The following is an 18071-nucleotide window of genomic DNA, read 5'->3' as shown; positions in this document are numbered from 1 at the left end:
CCGGCCCGCCGCCGCCTCGCCTATCCTCCCGTCGCCCATGCCGAACCGCCGCCCCCTCCTCGCCGCCGCCCTGCTGTTCCCCGCCTTGGCCCGCGCCCAGGCGCCGGAGCCCTGGCCCAGCCGCCCCGTCCGCATCCTGCTGGCCTACCCGCCCGGCGGCAGCACGGATGTGCTGGCCCGCGCCCTGGCGGAGCGCCTGGCCGCCGCCATCCCGGGCAGCAACTTCGTGGTGGAGAACCGGCCGGGCGGCGCCGCGGTGCTCGGCACCCAGGTCGCCGCCCAGGCGGCGCCGGACGGCTACACCATCGCCCTCGGCAACAACCAGACCCATGCGGCCAATGCCGCCATGCTGCGGGATCTGCCCTATCGCCCGGTCGAGGATTTCACCCCGATCTTCCGCCTCGCCGAGGTCCATCATGCCCTGGTGGTGCCGGCGAACAGCCCGGCAAGGACGCTCGCCGACCTCGCCGAGCGCGGCCGAACCCAGGGCATCACCTACGCCTCCTCCGGCGTCGGCTCCGCCAGCCATGTCATCGCCGAGAGCTTCGTGCGGCGGGAGGGGCTGAAGGCGACGCATGTGCCCTATCGCGGCGGCGCCCAGGCGGTGACAGACACGGTCGGCGGGGTGGTGGATGCCTTCGTCTCCACCTGGCCGCAGGTGGTGACGCTGGTGCAGGGTGGCCGGCTCCGCTGCCTCGGCATCGGCGCCCCGGCGCGGCTGCCGGAGCTGCCGGCGGTGCCGAGCTTCGCCGAGGCGGGTGCGCCCTACATGGCCGTGGATGCCTGGTTCGGCCTGTTCGGGCCGGCCCGCACCCCCGCGGCCGTGGTGGAGAAGCTGGCCGCGGTGCTGCCCGGGCTGCTGGCGGCGCCGGAGATGTCGGCGCGGCTCGCCAGCCTCGGCTTCACCGCCGCGCCCATGGGCCCCGCCGAGTTCGCCGCCTTCCAGAAGGCGGAGCTGGCCCGCTGGGCAGAGCTGGTGGCGCTGACCGGCATCCGGATCGAAGGCTGAGGACCCCGCGCCATGTACACCCTGTTCACCTCCCCCGGCTCCTGCTCCTTCGCCAGCCATCTGGCGCTGGAGGAGGCAGGGCTGCCCTTCACCCTGAGCCGGGTGAATTTCGGCCGGAACGCGCAGCGCTCGCCGGAATACCTGAAGGTGAATCCGAAGGGCCGGGTGCCGGCCCTGGCGACGCCGCGCGGCATCCTGACGGAAACGCCGGCCATCCTCGCCTTCCTGGCGCAGAGCCACCCGGAGACGAAGCTGCTGCCGGTGGCGGACCCGTTCGAGTTCGCCCAGGCGCAGAGCTTCAACCTCTATCTCTGCGCCACGGTGCATGTGGCGCACGCGCATAAGGGCCGCGGCACGCGCTGGGCGGATGATCCGGCGGCGATCGCCGAGATGCAGCGCAAGGTACCCGAGACGATGGCAGCCTGCTTCAGGCTGATCGAGGAGGGGATGCTGCGCGGGCCCTGGGTGCTGGGCGAGACATTCTCGGCCTGCGATGCGTATCTGTTCACGCTGGCGCGCTGGCTGGAGGGGGACGGGGTGAAGCTCTCCTCCCTGCCGCTTGTGGCGGCGCATTTCGCAAGGATGATGGCGCGGCCGGCGGTGCAGAAGGCGCTGGCGGCGGAGGCCGCGCTGTAGGTCGAGGAGGGCTCTGCCCTCCTCGAACGCCACCCGCCAAAGGCCGAAGGGCCTTTGGAACCCTTGAGCTTTGCGTCCCGGCCGTCGGGTCCGGAACCCGGGAGCTCTGCGGCCTGCCCGGATCGGCCGATTTCGACTCCATGTCGTGCGGCATAGTTGGGCTGCGTCCAGGTTCAGCTCTGTCGAAGGTAGACCCATGCAAGCAGGCCTGAGGCAGTCCTGACCTTTGAACGCCGGTAGTTCGGAGGTTCGTATGCGTCAGCCGCAGCAAGATCGGCATCCGTAACTTCGAATACCATGCCGTCCACGCGGTCATTCAGAATGCCTGACGGCCGCACGAAAGGTTCTCGACAAAAGCCGACGAGGGCATCCGGCTTCCCAGCCAGTTGGCGGCCGAAGACTTGTTCCTGGACCGCCGCCTGCTTGAAACTTCCACAAGCAAACAGATACAACTTGGTGCTGTCCATGTTCCACCTGCCGAGCTCGGCGAGCGCCCCTGGAGCAGTATCCGATCAGATGGAATCGTCTGATCGGATATTGCTCTAGAAAATATAGTGTCTAGAGTAGCTTATCTCCGATCTGACGGATCACGACGCGATCCGTCGGATCGGAGGCTGCTCTAAGCGACCGATAGGACTGTTCTACAGGTCGGATGTCGTCAGCAACCTGCTCCCGATGGGGCACAAATCCCTTGGCGGGTGAGAGGTCGAAGGGTTGCGGGCACGGCCGCAACGAGCCCTCAAAGATACCTGCCGCGCTCCATGATCTCGAGCGTGTATTCCCGATAGCTCATCCCGATCTCCTCGGCCCTGGCCAGCCGCCGCAGCGCGATTTCCCGCGGCACCTTCCAGGCCTGCTTCGCCTTCTTCCGCCAGACATAGCCGCGCCAGCTTTCCTCCGGGTCCAGCGGCGGCCCGCCATTATGGCCGAGGCGCGGCGGCGGCAGGTCGGGTACGGGCGGCGGCGGCAGGCGGAAGCGGCGACGAGGGCGCATGCTCAGGACGTAGCAAGCGCCGCGCCAGAGGTCGCCTTCTTCTCCCAGCCGCGCGGCCCCTGCTGGAAATAGGTCAGCGCATGCCCCGCCGTGCGCGCCGCCGCCCAGCGCCTTCGGGCGGCGGCGACGGCCGCCTCGTCATGCCCGTCGAACAGATCCAGCACCCGGTCATACTCGCCGAGCCATGCGCTCTCCGCCCCGTCCAGCAGCACCAGATAGCGGGCGCCGTTCGGCGCCGGGGCATCCTCGGCGGTCAGCAGGATGGGCTGGTGCGCGGCGTGGCTGCCGGCCGCCATGCCATGCGGCAGCCAATCCGGCTCCGGGCAGAGCCAGAGCGCCGCATCGAGCGCCTGCACCCGTTCCGGCCCGCCGCACAGCACCAGAGCGCGTCCCTGCTGCGCCAGGATCCGGCCGAGCAGCCGGGGCAGCGCCTGGTCCAGCGGCGTGCGCGTCAGGTGGTAGAATCCGATCTCGGCCACAACGCCCGCCTCCTCACCCCCTTGCCCGCTGTCCGGCAGCGGCCCTGCCGCTGCAGGCTGTACGAGACCTCCGGCCCCCAGCGCCTCCAGGGGGCCCCCGCGGCGCCACGCAGCGGCGTCGTGGGGGAGCTCAGTGTCTCTCCTCATCCTCGAAATACATCTGCACCAGCATGTCCAGCAGCCGGGCGCCGAAGCCGGAAGGGCCGCGCGCCCCCAGCGCCGCCGCCTCCGCCAGCGTATCCACGCCGGCGATGTCCAGATGCGCCCAGGGCACCGCGCCGGCGAATTCGCGCAGGAAGGCGGCGGCATGGCTGGCATCCGGCAGGAAGCGGCCGGTGGCGCATTGCTTCAGGTCGGCGATCTCGCTGCGCAGATCCTCCCGGTGCCGGGCGCCGATGGGCATGGGCCAGAGCCTTTCCCCGACCACCTCCCCCGCCGCCGCCGCCTGGGCCAGCAGCGCCGCATCCGTGCCGAACAGCCCGGCCCGGTGCGCCCCCAGCGCGGTGACGATGGCGCCGGTCAGGGTCGCCAGATCCAGCATCGCCTGCGGCCGGAAATGCGTGGCGGCGTAATGCAGCGCATCGGCCAGCACCAGCCGGCCTTCGGCGTCGGTGTCCACCACCTCCACCGTGCGGCCATTGCCCATGCGCAGCACGTCGCCCGGGCGGTAGCTCTCGGCCCCGGTCATGTTCTCCGCAATGGCCAGCACCGCCACGGCCGGCGCCGGACTCTGCCGCAGCGCGAGCGCCAGCATCGCCCCGGCGCAGGCGGCGGCGCCGGCCATGTCGGCCTTCATCTCCTCCATGCCGGCCGCCGGCTTGATGGAAATGCCCCCCGTATCGAAGCAGAGCCCCTTGCCGATGAAGGCGATGGGCGGCGCCGCCACGCTGCCGCGCCAGCGCAGCACCGCCAGCCGCGGCGGGCTGGCACTGCCGCCCCCGACGGCCAGCAACCCGCCCAGCCCCTCCCGCCGCAGCCGCTTGCGGCCCAGCACATCCACGGTGATGCCGTGCTCCGCCAGGGCTTCCAGCCGGCGGACGAATTCCCGCGTGGTCAGCAGGTTGGCCGGGGCCGCCACCAGCTCCCGCGCCAGCAGGCAGCCGCGCACCGCCGCCTCCGCCCGGGCCCAGCGCGGCAGCACCGCCTCGGGGCTGTCCACCACCAGGTCCAGATGGGTGGGCGCCTTCTCGCCGGGGGCGCGGTACGCCTCGCAGCGCCAGGCCCGCAGCGCCGCCCCGGCGGCCAGCGCGGCCGCTGCCTCCGGCGCCAGGCCGCGCGCATCCAGCGCCAGCCGCTTCACCGCCCCGGCGGCGGCGAGGCCATGGCCCCCCGCCTCCTCCCATTCCAGCGGGCGCTTCGGCGTGCCGCACCCCACCAGGATCAGCCGCCGCGCGGGCCCCGGCTGTTCCGCCACCTGGCCCGCCGCGCCGACGAAGCCCGCTGCGACGGCGAAAGGAAAACGCCCGGCATCGCCCTCCGCCACCGGCACCACCAGCGGCGAGTCGTCCTCCCGCGGCGCCCGGCGCAGGCGAAGCTTCAACATGCGGTATCGGGGACGGGACGCCTCACCCTTCGTAATGCTCCGCCACCAGCCTATCGAGCAGCCGGACGCCGAAGCCCGTCGCGCCCTTCGGCACGGTGGGCAGGTCCTTCGTCGTCCAGGCGGTGCCGGCGATGTCCAGATGCGCCCAGGGCATCGGCCCGTCCTTGGTATCGACGAAGCGCTGGATGAAATGCGCCGCGGTGATGGAGCCGCCCGGCCGCCCGCCGACATTCTTCATGTCCGCGATGTCGGATTTGAGCTGCTTGTCATAGGCCTCGCCCAGCGGCATGCGCCACAGCGCCTCGCTGACCGATTTCCCGGCGGCGGTGAGCTGCTGCGCCAGAGTGTCGTCATTGCTGAACAGCCCGGCATGCTCATGGCCGAGCGAGATGATGATGGCCCCTGTCAGCGTGGCGAGGTCCACCATGAAGCGCGGCGCGAAGCGCTGCTGGCAGTAATGGATGACATCGGCCAGCACCAGCCGCCCCTCGGCATCGGTGTTGATCACCTCGACGGTCTGGCCGGAGGCGGTCTTCACCACATCGCCCGGGCGCTGCGCACTGCCGGAGGGCATGTTCTCCACCAGCCCGACCAGCCCCACCGCATCCACCTTGGCCCGCCGCCCGGCGAGGGCCAGCATGGTGCCGGCCACGGCGGCGGCGCCGGCCATGTCGAATTTCATGTCCTCCATGCCGGCCGCCGGCTTGATGGAGATGCCGCCGGTATCGAAGGTCACGCCCTTGCCGATGAAGGCGACCGGCTTCTGTGCCGCCTTCTTCGCCTTGCCGCCCGTCGCGCCGTTCCACTGCATCACCACCATGCGCGGCTCCTCCGCGCTGCCCTGGGCGACGCCGAGCAGGGCGCCGAAGCCGAGCTTCTTCATCTCCTTCGGCCCCAGCACCTCCACCTGCAGCCCGTGGCTTTCCAGCCCCTGCAGCCTTTCGGCGAATTCGCCGGGGTTCAGCACATTGGGCGGCTCGCTCACCAGGTCCCGCGCGAAGAAGACGCCATCCGCCACGGCGCGCAGCGGCGCCCAGGCGCTCTTCACCGCACTCGCGGCATCGGTCGCCACCGCCACCCGCTCCAGCTTCGGCTTGTCCTCCTCCTTCTCCGTGGTGCGATAGCGGTCGAAGCGGTAGCTGCGCAGCAGCAGGCCGAAGGCGAGGCTGGCGGCCACGGGCGGCGGCAGGGCCTCGGCGGCGATCACCGCCTCCCGCTCCCCGGCGATGAGGGGGAGCAGGGCGCCACCCGCCGCCTCCGCCGCCTCCACCGTCACCTCCTTGCCCAGGCCGAGGGCGACCAGCTTGGAAGGCCCGGCCGCGCCGCCTTCCAGGGCCGGGGCCCAGATGGTGGTGCTCTGTCCCTTGCGGCCCTTGAAGCCGGCGGCTGCCAGCGCCTTGCCCACCGCCCCGCCGGTCGCGGCGTCGATCGCCTGGGCGAGGCCGGCAAGGACGGTCTCCGCGCCCTCCGCCAGCGGCAGGACCAGGGCGCCGTGGCGTGGCAAGGCGGGCTTGACGAAGGCGATGTCGGGCATGCGGCGGGAATCCGGAATAGGACAGCGTCCTGCCATAGATAGCACCGTGCCCGCCCGCCGCTATCCTTCCCCATCGGCGCCGCCCGTCCACGATTGATCCGCGTGCCGCACAATTCTAAGTGTGGCGCATGCCGTCCGCCCCCGCCCCGCCGCTGCCGGCGCTCAGCCTGCTCCTCTGCACCCGCAACCGGGCACCGGCCCTGGCGGCCAGCCTGGCGGCGCTGGGCGAGGCCCTGGCGGCCGAGCCCGGCCTCACCGCCGAGGTGGTGGTGGTGGACAACGGCTCCACCGACGGCACGCCGGCGGTGATCGCCGGCTGGGCCGCCGCCATGCCCTTCCCGGTGCTCCACCGGGTCGAGGCCCGGCCCGGCCTCGCTGCCGCCCGCAACGCCGCGGTGCGGGCGGCGCGCGGCCGGCTGCTGGCCTTCACCGATGACGACTGCCACCCGGCACCCGGCTATTTCCGCGATCTCCGCCGCCATTTCGCCGCGGACCGCGTGCCCACCATCCGCGGCGGGCGGGTGGAGCTGGGCGACCCGGAAGACCTGCCGGTGACCATCAAGCTGGACCCGGACCCTGCCCGGCTGCAGCGCCTGACCCGGCCCAGCGGCTTCATCCATGGCTGCAACATGGCCATGCACCGGCAGGTGCTGGAGCGCCTCGGCCCCTTCGACGAGCGCTTCGGCGCCGGCACCCGGCTGCGGGCCGGGGAGGATACCGACCTCTTCATCCGCGCCGTGCGGGCCGGGGTGCCGGTGCATTACGTGCCGGACATGGCGGTGCGGCACTATCACGGCCGCCGCGGCCGGGCGGCGCTGCGCCGCCTGGTGCAGGGCTACACCCTGGCGAATGGCGCGCTCTGCGCCAAGCATTTCCGGGATGGCGCGCAGCGCCGGCATTTCTGGTGGGACCTGCAGCGCCTGGCGCGGGACTGGTCGGGCGGGACGCGGCCGGACTTCCCCCTGACCCGGGCGGCCGCGATGCTGGCGACGCTGCAGGGCATGGCGCTGTACCTGGCGACGCCCCGCGCCCCGCGCCGGGATCGGGCACTGCCCGGCGGGCTGCCGGATGCTACACAGTAAGGATGACCGACCAGGACGCGCTGGAGCTTGCCGCCCGCCTTGCCGCCCGGGCCGCCGCCGCCATCAATGCCGTGCGGGCCGCCGGCTTCGCCGTCGAGCGCAAGGGCGATGACAGCCCCGTCACCGAGGCCGACCGGATCGCCGAGGCGCTGATCGTGGAGGGGCTGCGGGAGGCAACGCCGGGCCTGCCGGTGGTGGCGGAGGAGGAGGTGGCCGCCGGCATCGTCACCGCCCCGGCGGCGCGCTTCTGGCTGGTCGATCCGCTGGACGGCACCAAGGAATTCGCCAGGGGCCTCAATGAATTCGCCGTCTGCATCGGGCTGGTGGCGGCGGGGCGGCCGGTGCTCGGCGTGCTCGCCCTGCCGGCGACGGGGGAGGTGTTCGGCGGGCTGGTCGCGCCGCGCCAGGCCTGGAAGCAGCAGGGGGAGGCGGGCGAACGCCTTCCCATTGCCGCCCGGCCGATGCCGGCGGGCGGCGCGGTGCTGCTGGACAGCCGCAGCCATCCCAATCCGCGGCGCATGGCTGAATGGCTGGCGGATCGCCGGCTGAAGCTGGACCGGGTGCAGCCCATGGGCTCCGCCATGAAATTCGCCCGCATCGCGGAAGGGGCGGCGGATGTCGCACCGCGCCTCGGCCCGACCATGGAATGGGACACGGCGGCGGGCCAGGCGCTGCTGGAGGCCGCGGGCGGCCGGGTGCTGGGCGAGGACGGCGCGCCGCTGCGCTACGGCAAGCCGGGCTGGCGCAATGGCGGCTTCGTCGCCGAGGGGCGGCGATGACCCGCCTGCTGCCCCCGGAGGCGGTGGCGGAGGCCGCCGCCCTGCTCCGCGCCGGGGCGCTGGTCGCCTTCCCCACCGAGACGGTCTATGGCCTCGGCGGCGATGCGCGGAACGGCCGCGCCGTCGCCGCCATCTTCGCCGCCAAGGGGCGGCCGCATTTCAACCCGCTGATCTGCCACTACCCCAGCGCCGCGGCGGCCTTCGCGGATGTCCGCGCCGATGACCGCGCCCAGGCGCTGGCCGCCGCCTTCTGGCCCGGGCCGCTGACCCTGGTGCTGCCGCGCCGGCCGGGCTGCGCGATCGACCTGCTGGCCGGGGCGGGGCTGGATACCCTGGCGGTGCGGGTGCCGGCGCATCCCCTGGCCCTGGCCCTGCTGCGGGCGGCGGCGCTGCCGGTGGCCGGGCCTTCCGCCAACCTCTCCGGCCAGGTCAGCCCCACCACGCCGGCGCATGTGCTGGCGGGGCTCGGCGGCCGCATCGCCGCGGTGCTGGATGGCGGGCCCTGCGCCGTGGGGGTGGAAAGCACCGTGCTGGACCTGACCGGCGCCGGTGCGGTGCTGCTGCGCCCGGGCGGTGTCCCGGCGGAGGCGATCGAGGCGCTGATCGGCAAGGTCGGCCGGCCCGTGCCGCTGGCGGCGGCGGAGGCGGTGCGCAGCCTGCGCTCCCCCGGCATGCTGCTGTCCCATTACGCCCCGTCCCTGCCGGTGCGGCTGAACGCCACTGCGGTGGCGGCGGATGAGGCGCTGCTCGCCTTCGGCCCGCCCCTGCCCGGCGCGGCGGTGACCTGGAACCTCTCGGAGACGGGCGATCTGGCGGAGGCCGCCGCGCGGCTCTTCGCCGGGCTGCGCTGGCTGGATACGGAAGGCACGGCGCGCGGCTGCCCCCGCATCGCCGCCATGCGGGTGCCGGAGCAGGGGCTCGGCGCCGCCATCAACGACCGGCTGGCCCGGGCCGCCGCGCCGCGCGGCTGACCGGCCGGCCCGGGATGGGCCCCGGCCATCTGCAATGCCGGCGGAAGCGCCGGACGTCCTGGAGAATGCGACCAGGCGACAGGCAGGGCGGCTTGCTGCCGGCATGGCCCGCGTGAAGCCGCTCCACTGCGCTGCCCGCGACGCTCGCGGATGCCCCGGCGAACGGAGCGGGCAGGCAAACCATTGAAAACGACGGCCGGCAGCCCCGGAACGAAGGTCCGCAGGACTTCGGGGTCAGGCCACTAGAGCGTGATCGGTTGAGGTCGAATCGACCGAAACCGTGAATCACGCGACCGAACAATGAGCTAGAGCGGGGCGGGTGAGCGCAGCTCAACCGATCCCGCTCTAGAGCGGTTTCACGCTGACTGTGCAGCGCGAAACCGCTCTAGCTTATGGATTGCAGAGCAGATTCACGCCTCCGGGCGATGCCGCCCTCCGGCGATCTGCTCCAGGAGCGGTTTCACGCTGACTGTGCAGCGCGAAACCGCTCTGGCTTATGGATTGCAGAGCAGATTCACGCCTCCGGGCGATGCCGCCCTCCGGCGATCTGCTCTAGAACCGGCCGCTGATGCCGATGGTGAGTTTCGGCGCCGCGGCGCCCGGACAGGCCCCGGCAATGCGCAGCGGCGCAAGGCTCGGCCGGCTCAGTTCCAGCTTCAGCTCGCAGCTCGAGGACAGCTCTGTCCAGCCATGGGACAGGACCTTCCGCACAGTGGCCAATTGAAGCTCCGCGCGCAGCGGCGTGCCGACGACGGAACCGACATCGCTCGCCAGGGAGGCGGAAGCGCGGACGGCCAGGTTGTCGGCCGCCCCCCTGCCATCGGTGAGAAGCTCGGGCACCCCGACGGAATCGCCGAGGCCGATGCTGGCGCGGAAGCGCGATCCCCCCGGCAGGGACACCGCCGCCTCCTGCAACAGGGAAGCGCCGAAGGCGGGAATGGCCGCGGCGCCATGCGGCCCGCCTGCCGCGTCGACGCGCAGCTCCGGCAGGACCGCCCAGCTCACGCTCGGCAGGACCATGAGCTCGTGGCGGCTGCCCAGGGCCACCGAGGCCCGGTAGGAGGTGCCTTCCCCGGCCTCGGCCGGGGCGACCGGCATCGCTTCACCCAGGGCCCACCAGCTTCGGCCCGGCGAGTCCAGGCGCAGCTTGGCCGCCGAGTCGGGCAGGATCGCGCGGCCCGGCTGCCCGGTGAGATGCTGGGCGGGGGTAACGACCTCATAGGCCGCGGCGGGCAGGGCCGCCGCCATCATCAGGGCAGAGAACAGCAATGCCTGCCCGAATCCGGCACGGACCACATGAAATACGGCCATGGAATGCGCCTCGAATATGGCGAATTGCGGCGAAAAGATGTTTTCGCCGAGTTAGGCTGCCGACGCCACGGGTGCAAGTCATATTTCGCGAATTCGAGAGCAGCGCTGTTCTTGGGTTTCGTTGCCATATCACCGATGTTTTGCAGGCCGTCAGCATCGACAACTTGCTTGTTACAAATTCTTCGATGCCATTCGGCAACATGACCGCCAGGAGCCGAAGCGGATCGCGGGGGCTGGCCGCCTGTCGGTTGGGCCGCCAGGCTGATGCAAGGCCGCGGCAGGGCCTAGGCCGGGCTGGTTGGGCAGCCGCCCTGGGGCCCGGCGCCAGCGATACGGCATGCGGGCCTCTCCCCGGCTTCTTCCGCGGCGGCTGGGCGGAACAGGCGATCACGCGGCTGCTGGGCGCGGTGGCCGCGATTCCGGTGCTGATCCGGGCCGTCGCCCTGGCCGGCGTCTTCGACATCCGGGAGATGCAGGTCAGCCCCTTCACCCTTGGCAATGAGGCGAAGCCGATGCCGGGCCTGGTCCATGTGCCTGCGCTGGCACGCATCACCTGCATCGCGGCGGCCGGCGAAATCCCAGGCGCATTACGTGGCGGCCGCAGGGGGTGGCGGGCCGGCGCCTCATGTTCTCCGGCGCGCTCCCGAATTACCTCTCCCCGGCCGTCGTCCAGGCGACGCTGATGCTGGCGCTCGGCATCATCATCGAGGCCTCCGTCCGCTTCGTCGGCCTCGGCGCCCAGCCGCCCACGCCCGCCTGCGGCGATATGCCGGCGGATGCGCGGACCTATCTGCTCTCCGGCATCGCGCTCTGGTCCGTTGTCCGACCGCGTGACGCACGCTTTCGGCCGGTTCGGCCTCAGGCGATCGCGCTCCGGCGCGTGATCGACAGAGGTCGCCGGGCCGGCTATGGCGGGGGCGACCAACCCCGCAGGCAGAAGGTCCCCGAAGATGGCCGAATGGCACCGCGTCGCCGCCGAGGATGAGCTGGCCGAGAACATGCCCCTGCCGGTGCGCATCAACGGGGAGCCGATTGCCGTGGTGCGGCTGGAGGATGGCATCTACGCGGTGCACGACGTCTGTACCCATGAATACGCCCTGCTGTCCGACGGCTTTTGCGAGGAGGGCAAGCTGGAATGCCCGCTTCACCAGGCCTGTTTCGACATCCGCACCGGCGCCGCGCTGAACGAGCCGGCGGAGGTGCCGGTCGCGACCTACAAGGTGAAGGTCGAAAACGGCGAGGTCTTCGTCGAGGCCTGACCTTCCGGCCGGTCGTTGCCGGCCCTGCGAAGCGACGGCAGGCCATCCCAGGCCCGCCCTGAAGATGCCGGCCGGGCGTGCCTGCAGCGCCCGCGCCGCCAGCCCGGCCGCGCTGGACTATCCTTCCGCAGCCGACCATAGTATGCATTCGATATGATCCGGCATGGCCTTCCGCAGCAGCGAGCAAGCCACCGAGGTCAGCCAACTCCAGCTTCCACGCAGGCGCTTGGATCATCGGCATGCAGAACTACTCGAAGGCTGAACGATACGTGGCATTTCTCGCCACCTACCTGCCGCGGCTGGCAACGGTCACCGGCGTTTGCTACGGGGGAGATACGTCGCGGCGCGGCCTGCCCTTGCTGGCCGCCCTCGAGAAAGCCAGGACTTCCCCCGGCATTTGCCTGGAATTCGGCGTCTACAAGGGCAACTCGATCAATTACTGCGCGGGAAAGTACCCGGGTCTCCGCTTCTACGGCTTCGATAGCTTCCAGGGCTTTCCGGATGACGGCCGGAGTGACTGGCAGCAGGATTTCTCCACGCATGGCGTGCTGCCGCAGGTCCGGGAGAATGTCACGCTTGTCCCCGGCTTCTTCTCCGATACGCTGGCGAAATTCCTGTCCGAATGCGCCGAGCCGATCGCCTTCGTCAATATCGACTGCGACATCTACTCTTCCAGCGTGGATGTGTTCCGCTGCCTCGAGGAAGCCGGCGCGCTGAGGCCCGGGCTGCCGATCTCCTTCGACGAACTCATCAACTACAAATCCTTCCTGTGGAATGAGATGCTGGCCCTGTTCGAAATGCTGGAGCGGACCGGCCTCGGCATCGAATGGGTCTGCGCGCATCAGAAGGTCCGGCTGGTCGATGAGGCGCTCTTCCTGCTGCAGACGAATGCCTATCCTGGCTGGGAGGACGATCTGAATACCGGCTTCCGGCAGCAGGCCTCGCTCATCTTGACCCCTGGCGGGCTGGATTTCTCGGTCCTGTCCCTGCCGCATGCCGAGCAGCGGATCAGGCAGATGGCCGGAAACCTGTTGGAGCTGACGGAGCAGCATAGCCCGGAAAACCTCGGCTCGCTCCGCAACTAGAGCGGTTTCATTTCGCCTGCGTTCGGCGAACCCGCTCCAGCCCTTTATCTGGTCGCATTTTCCAAGTCGTCCGGCGATTCCGCCGGACTTGAAAATGCTCCAGAGCATGATTGCTTGAGGTGGAAACACCGAAAGCGTGAATCACGCCATCAAACAGATGGCTGGAGCGGGGAGGAGCAGAGCTCAACCCACCCGCTCCAGGAGCCGCCCGCTCACTCCGCCCGGATGCCGCCCTCCTTCACCACCCGCGCCCATTTCGCCGCCTCGGCGGCGATCTGCGCCTGGAACTCCTCCGGCCCGACCTCCAGCGGGTCGAGGCCGGCGGCGATCACCTTCTCCCGCACCGCGGGCAGGCGGGCGGCGGCGAGCAGGTCCTGGGAGAGGCGGATGGTCAGCGCCGTGGGCAGCCCGGCCGGGGCCAGCACGCCGTACCAGGAGCCGGCCTCCGCCCCGGCGAAGCCGAGGGAGGCGAGGGTTGGCAGCTCCGGCAGCTCCCGCCAGGGCTGCGTGGCCGCCACGGCCAGGCCGCGCAGCGCCCCGGCGCGGATCTGCGGCACGGCGACGGTGGAGTTCAGGAACCCCGCCTTCACCTGCCCGGCGAGCAGCGCCGTCTGCGCCGGCGCGGCGCCGGCGAAGGGCACGTGGGTGTACTCGATGCCAGCGACCGAGGCGAAGAGCGCCGCCGCCAGGTGGCTGGCATTGCCGACGCCGGCCGAGGCCATGGTGAGACCCCCCGGCGTGGCACGGGATTGGGCGATGAAGCCCGGCACATCGGTGATGCCGGTGCCGGGATGCACCACCAGCACCATGGGGTGGTAGGCGGCGTTCAGCAGCGGGGCGAAGCCGTACACCGCGTCATAGGTGAGGCGCGGCATCAGCGGCGGGTTCATCACATGAGCGGTGGCCGCCAGCAGCAGGGTGTAGCCGTCCGGCGCGGCGCGGGCGACGAGCTCCGTGCCGATGGTGCTGCCGGCGCCAGGGCGGTTCTCCACCACCACGGGCTGGCGCCAGGTGTCGTAGAGCGCGGCGGAGAGGGCGCGGGCGAGGATGTCGGAAGGGCCGCCCGGTGGGTAGGGGACGACGAAACGTACCGGGTGGTTGGGAAAGGCGGGCTGGGCGTGAGCGGGCAAGGCCAGCCCGGCCAGCAGGGCACGGCGAGATAGGCGCATGGTGTTCCTCCCGTTCTTGAGGGAGGGCGCTGCCCTCCCTCAAACTCCCACCCGCCAAGGGCCGAAAGGCCCTTGGAACCCTTGAGTTTGCAGGTTGGACCGTTGGGTCCAAAACTCATGGTTTCCAAAGGCCCTTCGGCCTTTGGCGAGGGGAGTTTGAGGGGAGCAGAGCTCCCCTCAACCATGCACGCGAGGCGCACCCTTCCGGCGCCACGCGCTCATCTGGATCGCGCTGCTGTGCACATGCACCACCACCGGCTTGGTCTTCACCGCGAAGGCGCGGGCGATCCCCGCCTCCACCTCGCTCTCATGGCTGATGGTGATGCCCTCGGCGCCGAACACCCGCGCCCAGGCGGCGAAATCCGGGTTGGTCAGCCGCACCGCGTCCTCATAGGGCCGGTTCGGGTAGCGTACCTCATGGTGCATGCCGATGGTGCCGTAGCGCTTGTTGTCGGAGAGGATGATGATCGGCGCCCCGCCATATTGCATGGCGGTGGCGATCTCGTTCCCCGACATCAGCGCCCCGCCATCGCCGACGAAGGCCACCGCCTGCTTGCCCGGCCGGCGGATGGAAGCGGCGACCGCCATCGGCACCCCCGCCCCCATCGCCCCGACCACGGAGGAGAGGAAATTCTGCCCCGGCCGGAAGCCGATATAGCGATGGATGAAGGAGGAGAAATTCCCCGCATCCGAGGTGACGGCGGCATCCGGCGCCAGGTGCTTCGCCACCTCCACGCAGATGGCGGCGAAGTTCACGCCGTCGCTCGTGCTCTCCCATTCCGGCGCCATCAGCTTGCGGTGGATGGCGTTCAGCCCGGCCACCCAGCCCTGCCGCTTGGCCGCCCCCGCCGGCGCCCCGCGCTTCAGCAGCGCGCGGATCACCGAAGCCGGCTCCGCCACGATGCCGAGGTCCGGCCGGAACACCCGCCCGATCTCATTCGCATCCGGCCAGACCTGCACCAGCGGCAATTGCGGATCCGGCGCGGTGGGGAAGCTGTAGGACTGGCTGACGGAATCGGTGATGCGCTCGCCGAGCGAGACCAGCAGGTCGGATTTCTTCATCTCCTCGACGAGCTGCTTCGGCACGCGGATGCCCATATAGCCGCCGTAATTCGAGTGCGAGGCGTCGAAGAGTTGCGGCCGGCGATGCGTGGGCGAGACCGGCAGCACCCATTGCTCCGCCAGCTGCTGCAACTCGCCCAGCGTCTCGCTGGAGGCGTTGGCCAGCGCACCGCCCACCCAGACCAGCGGCCGCTCGGCCTTCGCCAGCATGCCGGCGAGCTGGTCCAGGTCTTCCTCCCGCGCCCCGCCAAAGACGCGCGGGCGCGGCTTCGCCACCGGCGTGTCGCAGGGCTCGTCGAAGATGTCCTCCGGCAGGATGACGGCGACGGGGCCCGGCGTGCCGCTCTCCGCCAGGTGGAAGGCGCGGGCGATGGACTCGCTCGCCTGCACCACCTCGTTCACCTCGATGACGTCCTTCGTCACATCGGCCAGCAGCTTCGAGTAATTCTGTTCCTGCAGGGCGAGCCGGCCGAAATCCTTCCGTTCCACCTGGCCGCACAGCACCACCAGCGGCGTCGCGTCATGATAGGCGGTGTGCAGCGAGACCATGGCATTGGACAGGCCGGGGCCACGGCTCACCAGCAGCACGCCGGCGCGGCCGCCGCGCATGCGGCCATCCGCCACGGCCATGAAGCCCGCCCCGCCCTCGTGCCGGCAGACGATGAGGCGCACCTCCGGCACCTCCGTCAGCGCGTCGGTCAGACCCAGAAAACTTTCCCCCGGCACCATCCAGATGGTGTCGATGTCGTGCGCGACGAGGCTTTCGGCCAGGACGCGGCCCACTGTGCGACTCATTGAGTGTTCCCTTCCCTATTCCACCTTGATCCCGGCGGCTTCCACCACGCGCTGCCATTGCGGCACGTCGCTGTCCAATCTTCGCACCAGCGCTTCCGGCCCGGTCAGCAGCGGCGAGGTGCCGGCGGCGGCGAAGCGGGCCTGGATCTCCGGCAGGTCGTGCAGCGCCGCCAGCGTCTCGGTGAACCGCGCCAGCACCGGCTCCGGCAACCCGCGCGGGCCGGCGATGGCGTACCAGTTCAGCGCCACATAGCCGGGCACGATCTCGTTGATCGCCGGCACCTCGGGCAGCGCCGGCACCCGCGCCTCCGTCGCCACGCCCAGCAGCCGGGCGCGGCCGGCGGCGACATGCGGCAGCGTCTCGATGGTGCTGGCGAAGACCATGTCGATCTCGCCGGTGAAGAGCGCGATCATGGCCGGCGCCGCGCCCCGGTAGGAGATGTGCTCCAGCCGGAGCCCCGCCGCTTGGGCGAAGAGCGCGCCGGAGAGGTGGTTGGAGGAGCCGACGCCGCCGCTGCCATAGGTCAGCGTGGCGGGCCGCGCCTTCGCCGCCGCCATCACATCCCCCACGCTGCGATAGGGACCATCGGCGCGCACCACCATGGCGGTGGGCACCTCGGCCACCAGGCTGACCGGGGTCATCGCCCGGCGGGGGTCGAGCCCCTGGCTGGGATAGAGCGCCGGCACGGAGGCCAGCGAGGCGCTGGTGAGCAGGAAGGTGGCGCCATCCGGCGGCGACTGCACCACGGCGCGAATGCCGATGCTGCCGCCCGCGCCGGGCCGGTTCTCGATGACGAGGGGCTGGCCCAGCCGGTCGCGCAGATGCTCCGCCAGCAGCCGGCCGATGGCATCGATCGGGCCGCCGGCGCCGAAGGGGATGACGAGGCGGACCGGGCGGTTGGGCCAAGCCTCGTCCGCCCGCGCGGCCTTGGCCAGGAAGGGCAGCGCCAGCGCAGCGCGGCGCGGCAGCCACCCGGTGTCCCGGGCTGGTTGGGGTGGAAGCTGCCTCGTCATGGCCATGCCCGGACCTCCCCCGGTTCGGTCAGCCGCGAGCCTGGTGCACTTCGATAACGTTGCCCTCGGGGTCCTGGAAAAAGATCTGGTACCAGCCATTCATCGCCCAATCGCCGTAATCGGCATAGGGAATGCCCTTCTCCTCCAGCAGCCGCTTGAAGCCGGCGATGTCGTCGGTGCGGAAGGCGATGTGCCCGCGTTCCAGCGGATTGAGCGGCTGGCCGGTGCGGAAGGCCACGCCCAGATCCTGCTGCGCCAGATGGAACTGCGTCTGGCCATCGGTGACAAAGGCGACCGCGCCGGCATAGCCCTTGGCGGTGACGCGGGAGGCAGGGTTGATCGAGGGCTCCGTCTCCAGGCCGAGGATGTCGCGGTAGAAGCGCTCCATCCCCGGGACGTCCTTGGAGCAGTAATTCACGTGATGCAGCGTGAGCTTCATGGCGTTCCTCCGTGGCGTGGACGCTTTTGGTGCCGGTTGGGCACGGGCCGGGACCACGCCCGGAAGGTCGTGGTCCCGGCTTGTGGGCGCAGCCTCAGTCCCGGTAGCTCGGGTCCTGCATGTCCAGCTTGCGCAGCAGGCCGGGCCATTCCAGCAGCCCGTAGCGGCGGGAGCCGCTGGTGTACATCTCGCAGGATTTGGCGACGACGTCGTCGGGCGGGAGGTTCAGCTCCGTGTTGCAGGCCATGGCCTGGAGCTGGGCCTGGCAGGCGCGCTCCAGCCCCCACATGGCGATGAAGGCTTCCGGCACGCTCTCGCCCAGGGTCAGCAGCCCGTGGTTGCGCAGGATGCAGTAATTCAGCGGGCCAATGCTCTTCGCCAGCGAATCGCGCTCGGACGGGTCGCGCTCCGGCCCACGGAATTCATGGTAGGCGAGGCGGCCGTAGAAGCGCGTCGCCGTCTGGGTCAGCGGCAGCAGCCCGCATTTCAGGGCGGAGACCGCCATGCCGGCCACGGTGTGGGTGTGCATCGCCGCCATGGCATCCGGCCGCGCCCGGTAGATGGCGGAATGGATGGTGAAGCCCGCCGGGTGCAGGCCGTAGGGCAGGTCCGGCTTGTAGAGGATCTCCCCGTCCAGGCTGACCTTCAGCAGGGAGGAGGCGGTGATCTCCCCGAACAGCATGCCGTTCGGGTTGATGAGGAAATGGTCCTTCTGGTCCGGCACCCGCGCGGTGATGTGGGTGTAGATCATGTCGGACATGCCGTAGCTCTCGCAGAGCCGGTAGCAGGCGGCGAGGTCCACCCGCGCCTGCCACTCGGCGGCGGAGACGGAGCCCTGCAGGGGGGCGATGCGCAACGGGCCATGCATGGTCATGGGCGGGTCCTCCTAGTGTCCTGCCCGCGAAGTTCG

Annotated in this window: 20 protein-coding genes; 9 read left to right on the top strand and 11 right to left on the bottom strand. The window is 70.9% G+C overall.

The features are described from left to right. The first annotated feature begins 37 nt into the window (after positions 1 to 37). Together E5N76_RS03240 and E5N76_RS03235 are read left to right on the top strand one after the other, a co-directional pair. Positions 38 to 1009 carry a Bug family tripartite tricarboxylate transporter substrate binding protein gene (locus E5N76_RS03240; RefSeq protein ID WP_149535871.1) on the top strand — a complete coding sequence of 324 codons (972 nt, stop codon included), beginning with the start codon at positions 38 to 40 and terminating at the stop codon, positions 1007 to 1009. Positions 1010 to 1021: 12 nt separating this feature from the next. Continuing rightward, positions 1022 to 1645, top strand: a complete 624-nt coding sequence (locus E5N76_RS03235; RefSeq protein ID WP_149535870.1) for a glutathione S-transferase family protein — start codon at positions 1022 to 1024, stop codon at positions 1643 to 1645. A gap of 173 nt (positions 1646 to 1818) precedes the next feature. Here E5N76_RS03235 and E5N76_RS03230 read toward each other — a convergent pair whose 3' ends face one another. The 5 genes from E5N76_RS03230 to E5N76_RS03210 form a co-directional block, all read right to left on the bottom strand. After that, positions 1819 to 2112 carry a gamma-glutamylcyclotransferase family protein gene (locus E5N76_RS03230; protein WP_149535869.1) on the bottom strand — a complete coding sequence of 98 codons (294 nt, stop codon included), beginning with the start codon at positions 2110 to 2112 and terminating at the stop codon, positions 1819 to 1821. Positions 2113 to 2384: 272 nt separating this feature from the next. Continuing rightward, the gene (locus E5N76_RS03225; protein ID WP_149535868.1) at positions 2385 to 2639 is read right to left on the bottom strand and encodes a hypothetical protein; all 255 of its coding nucleotides are present in this window, start codon (positions 2637 to 2639) and stop codon (positions 2385 to 2387) included. 2 nt (positions 2640 to 2641) lie between these two features. After that, positions 2642 to 3118 (bottom strand): DNA polymerase III subunit chi, encoded by a 477-nt coding sequence (locus E5N76_RS03220; protein WP_149535867.1) that lies wholly within the window; start codon positions 3116 to 3118, stop codon positions 2642 to 2644. A 130-nt stretch (positions 3119 to 3248) separates the two neighbouring features. Further along, entirely contained in the window at positions 3249 to 4661 is a 1413-nt protein-coding gene (locus tag E5N76_RS03215) for a leucyl aminopeptidase family protein (RefSeq protein WP_149535866.1), read from the bottom strand. A 22-nt stretch (positions 4662 to 4683) separates the two neighbouring features. Continuing rightward, on the bottom strand, positions 4684 to 6195 hold the full coding sequence (locus E5N76_RS03210) for a leucyl aminopeptidase (protein ID WP_149535865.1): 1512 nt from the start codon (positions 6193 to 6195) through the stop codon (positions 4684 to 4686). A 128-nt stretch (positions 6196 to 6323) separates the two neighbouring features. Between E5N76_RS03210 and E5N76_RS03205 the strand changes: the two genes are divergently transcribed. Genes E5N76_RS03205 through E5N76_RS03195 form a run of 3 tightly spaced genes read left to right on the top strand, consistent with a single transcriptional unit; the run spans position 6324 to position 9027 of the window. Then, positions 6324 to 7277 carry a glycosyltransferase family 2 protein gene (locus tag E5N76_RS03205; protein WP_149535864.1) on the top strand — a complete coding sequence of 318 codons (954 nt, stop codon included), beginning with the start codon at positions 6324 to 6326 and terminating at the stop codon, positions 7275 to 7277. Positions 7278 to 7279: 2 nt separating this feature from the next. Then, on the top strand, positions 7280 to 8056 hold the full coding sequence (locus tag E5N76_RS03200) for a 3'(2'),5'-bisphosphate nucleotidase CysQ family protein (protein ID WP_149535863.1): 777 nt from the start codon (positions 7280 to 7282) through the stop codon (positions 8054 to 8056). Continuing rightward, entirely contained in the window at positions 8053 to 9027 is a 975-nt protein-coding gene (locus tag E5N76_RS03195; protein ID WP_149535862.1) for an L-threonylcarbamoyladenylate synthase, read from the top strand. Before E5N76_RS03200 ends, E5N76_RS03195 begins: the two co-directional genes overlap by 4 nt. Positions 9028 to 9579: 552 nt before the next feature. Here the strand turns inward: E5N76_RS03195 and E5N76_RS03190 are convergent. Further along, the gene (locus E5N76_RS03190) at positions 9580 to 10275 is read right to left on the bottom strand and encodes a hypothetical protein (protein WP_149535861.1); all 696 of its coding nucleotides are present in this window, start codon (positions 10273 to 10275) and stop codon (positions 9580 to 9582) included. Positions 10276 to 10523: 248 nt separating this feature from the next. On the opposite strand from E5N76_RS03190, the gene E5N76_RS03185 reads away from it, so the two are divergent. From E5N76_RS03185 to E5N76_RS03170, 4 genes are all read left to right on the top strand, one after another. Then, on the top strand, positions 10524 to 11021 hold the full coding sequence (locus E5N76_RS03185; protein ID WP_149535860.1) for a hypothetical protein: 498 nt from the start codon (positions 10524 to 10526) through the stop codon (positions 11019 to 11021). After that, positions 11021 to 11323 carry a hypothetical protein gene (locus tag E5N76_RS03180; protein WP_149535859.1) on the top strand — a complete coding sequence of 101 codons (303 nt, stop codon included), beginning with the start codon at positions 11021 to 11023 and terminating at the stop codon, positions 11321 to 11323. Before E5N76_RS03185 ends, E5N76_RS03180 begins: the two co-directional genes overlap by 1 nt. Continuing rightward, positions 11289 to 11597, top strand: coding sequence for a non-heme iron oxygenase ferredoxin subunit (locus E5N76_RS03175; protein WP_149535858.1), 309 nt, complete (start codon positions 11289 to 11291; stop codon positions 11595 to 11597). The genes E5N76_RS03180 and E5N76_RS03175 overlap by 35 nt, the downstream gene beginning before the upstream one ends. Positions 11598 to 11836: 239 nt before the next feature. Further along, on the top strand, positions 11837 to 12682 hold the full coding sequence (locus tag E5N76_RS03170) for a class I SAM-dependent methyltransferase (protein ID WP_149535857.1): 846 nt from the start codon (positions 11837 to 11839) through the stop codon (positions 12680 to 12682). A 212-nt stretch (positions 12683 to 12894) separates the two neighbouring features. Here the strand turns inward: E5N76_RS03170 and E5N76_RS03165 are convergent, their stop codons facing one another. The 5 genes from E5N76_RS03165 to E5N76_RS03145 all read right to left on the bottom strand — a co-directional run bounded on the left by E5N76_RS03165 (position 12895) and on the right by E5N76_RS03145 (position 18035). Continuing rightward, a complete protein-coding gene (locus E5N76_RS03165; protein WP_149535856.1) occupies positions 12895 to 13851 on the bottom strand; it encodes a tripartite tricarboxylate transporter substrate binding protein in 957 nt (318 codons plus the stop codon). Between the two features lie 177 nt (positions 13852 to 14028). After that, a complete protein-coding gene (locus tag E5N76_RS03160; RefSeq protein WP_149535855.1) occupies positions 14029 to 15708 on the bottom strand; it encodes a thiamine pyrophosphate-dependent enzyme in 1680 nt (559 codons plus the stop codon). Positions 15709 to 15723: 15 nt separating this feature from the next. Beyond that, a complete protein-coding gene (locus E5N76_RS03155; protein WP_187829949.1) occupies positions 15724 to 16728 on the bottom strand; it encodes a Bug family tripartite tricarboxylate transporter substrate binding protein in 1005 nt (334 codons plus the stop codon). Between the two features lie 22 nt (positions 16729 to 16750). Continuing rightward, the gene (locus E5N76_RS03150) at positions 16751 to 17161 is read right to left on the bottom strand and encodes a VOC family protein (RefSeq protein WP_149535853.1); all 411 of its coding nucleotides are present in this window, start codon (positions 17159 to 17161) and stop codon (positions 16751 to 16753) included. A gap of 94 nt (positions 17162 to 17255) precedes the next feature. Continuing rightward, positions 17256 to 18035: a class II aldolase/adducin family protein gene (locus E5N76_RS03145; RefSeq protein WP_149535852.1), complete on the bottom strand. Its 780-nt coding sequence runs from the start codon at positions 18033 to 18035 to the stop codon at positions 17256 to 17258. Between the last annotated feature and the right edge of the window lie 36 nt (positions 18036 to 18071).

This window comes from Siccirubricoccus phaeus, assembly GCF_008360935.1.
Lineage (GTDB): Bacteria > Pseudomonadota > Alphaproteobacteria > Acetobacterales > Acetobacteraceae > Siccirubricoccus > Siccirubricoccus phaeus.
Note: the sequence above shows the minus strand (reverse complement) of the source record. Positions and strands in the feature narration are given on the sequence as shown.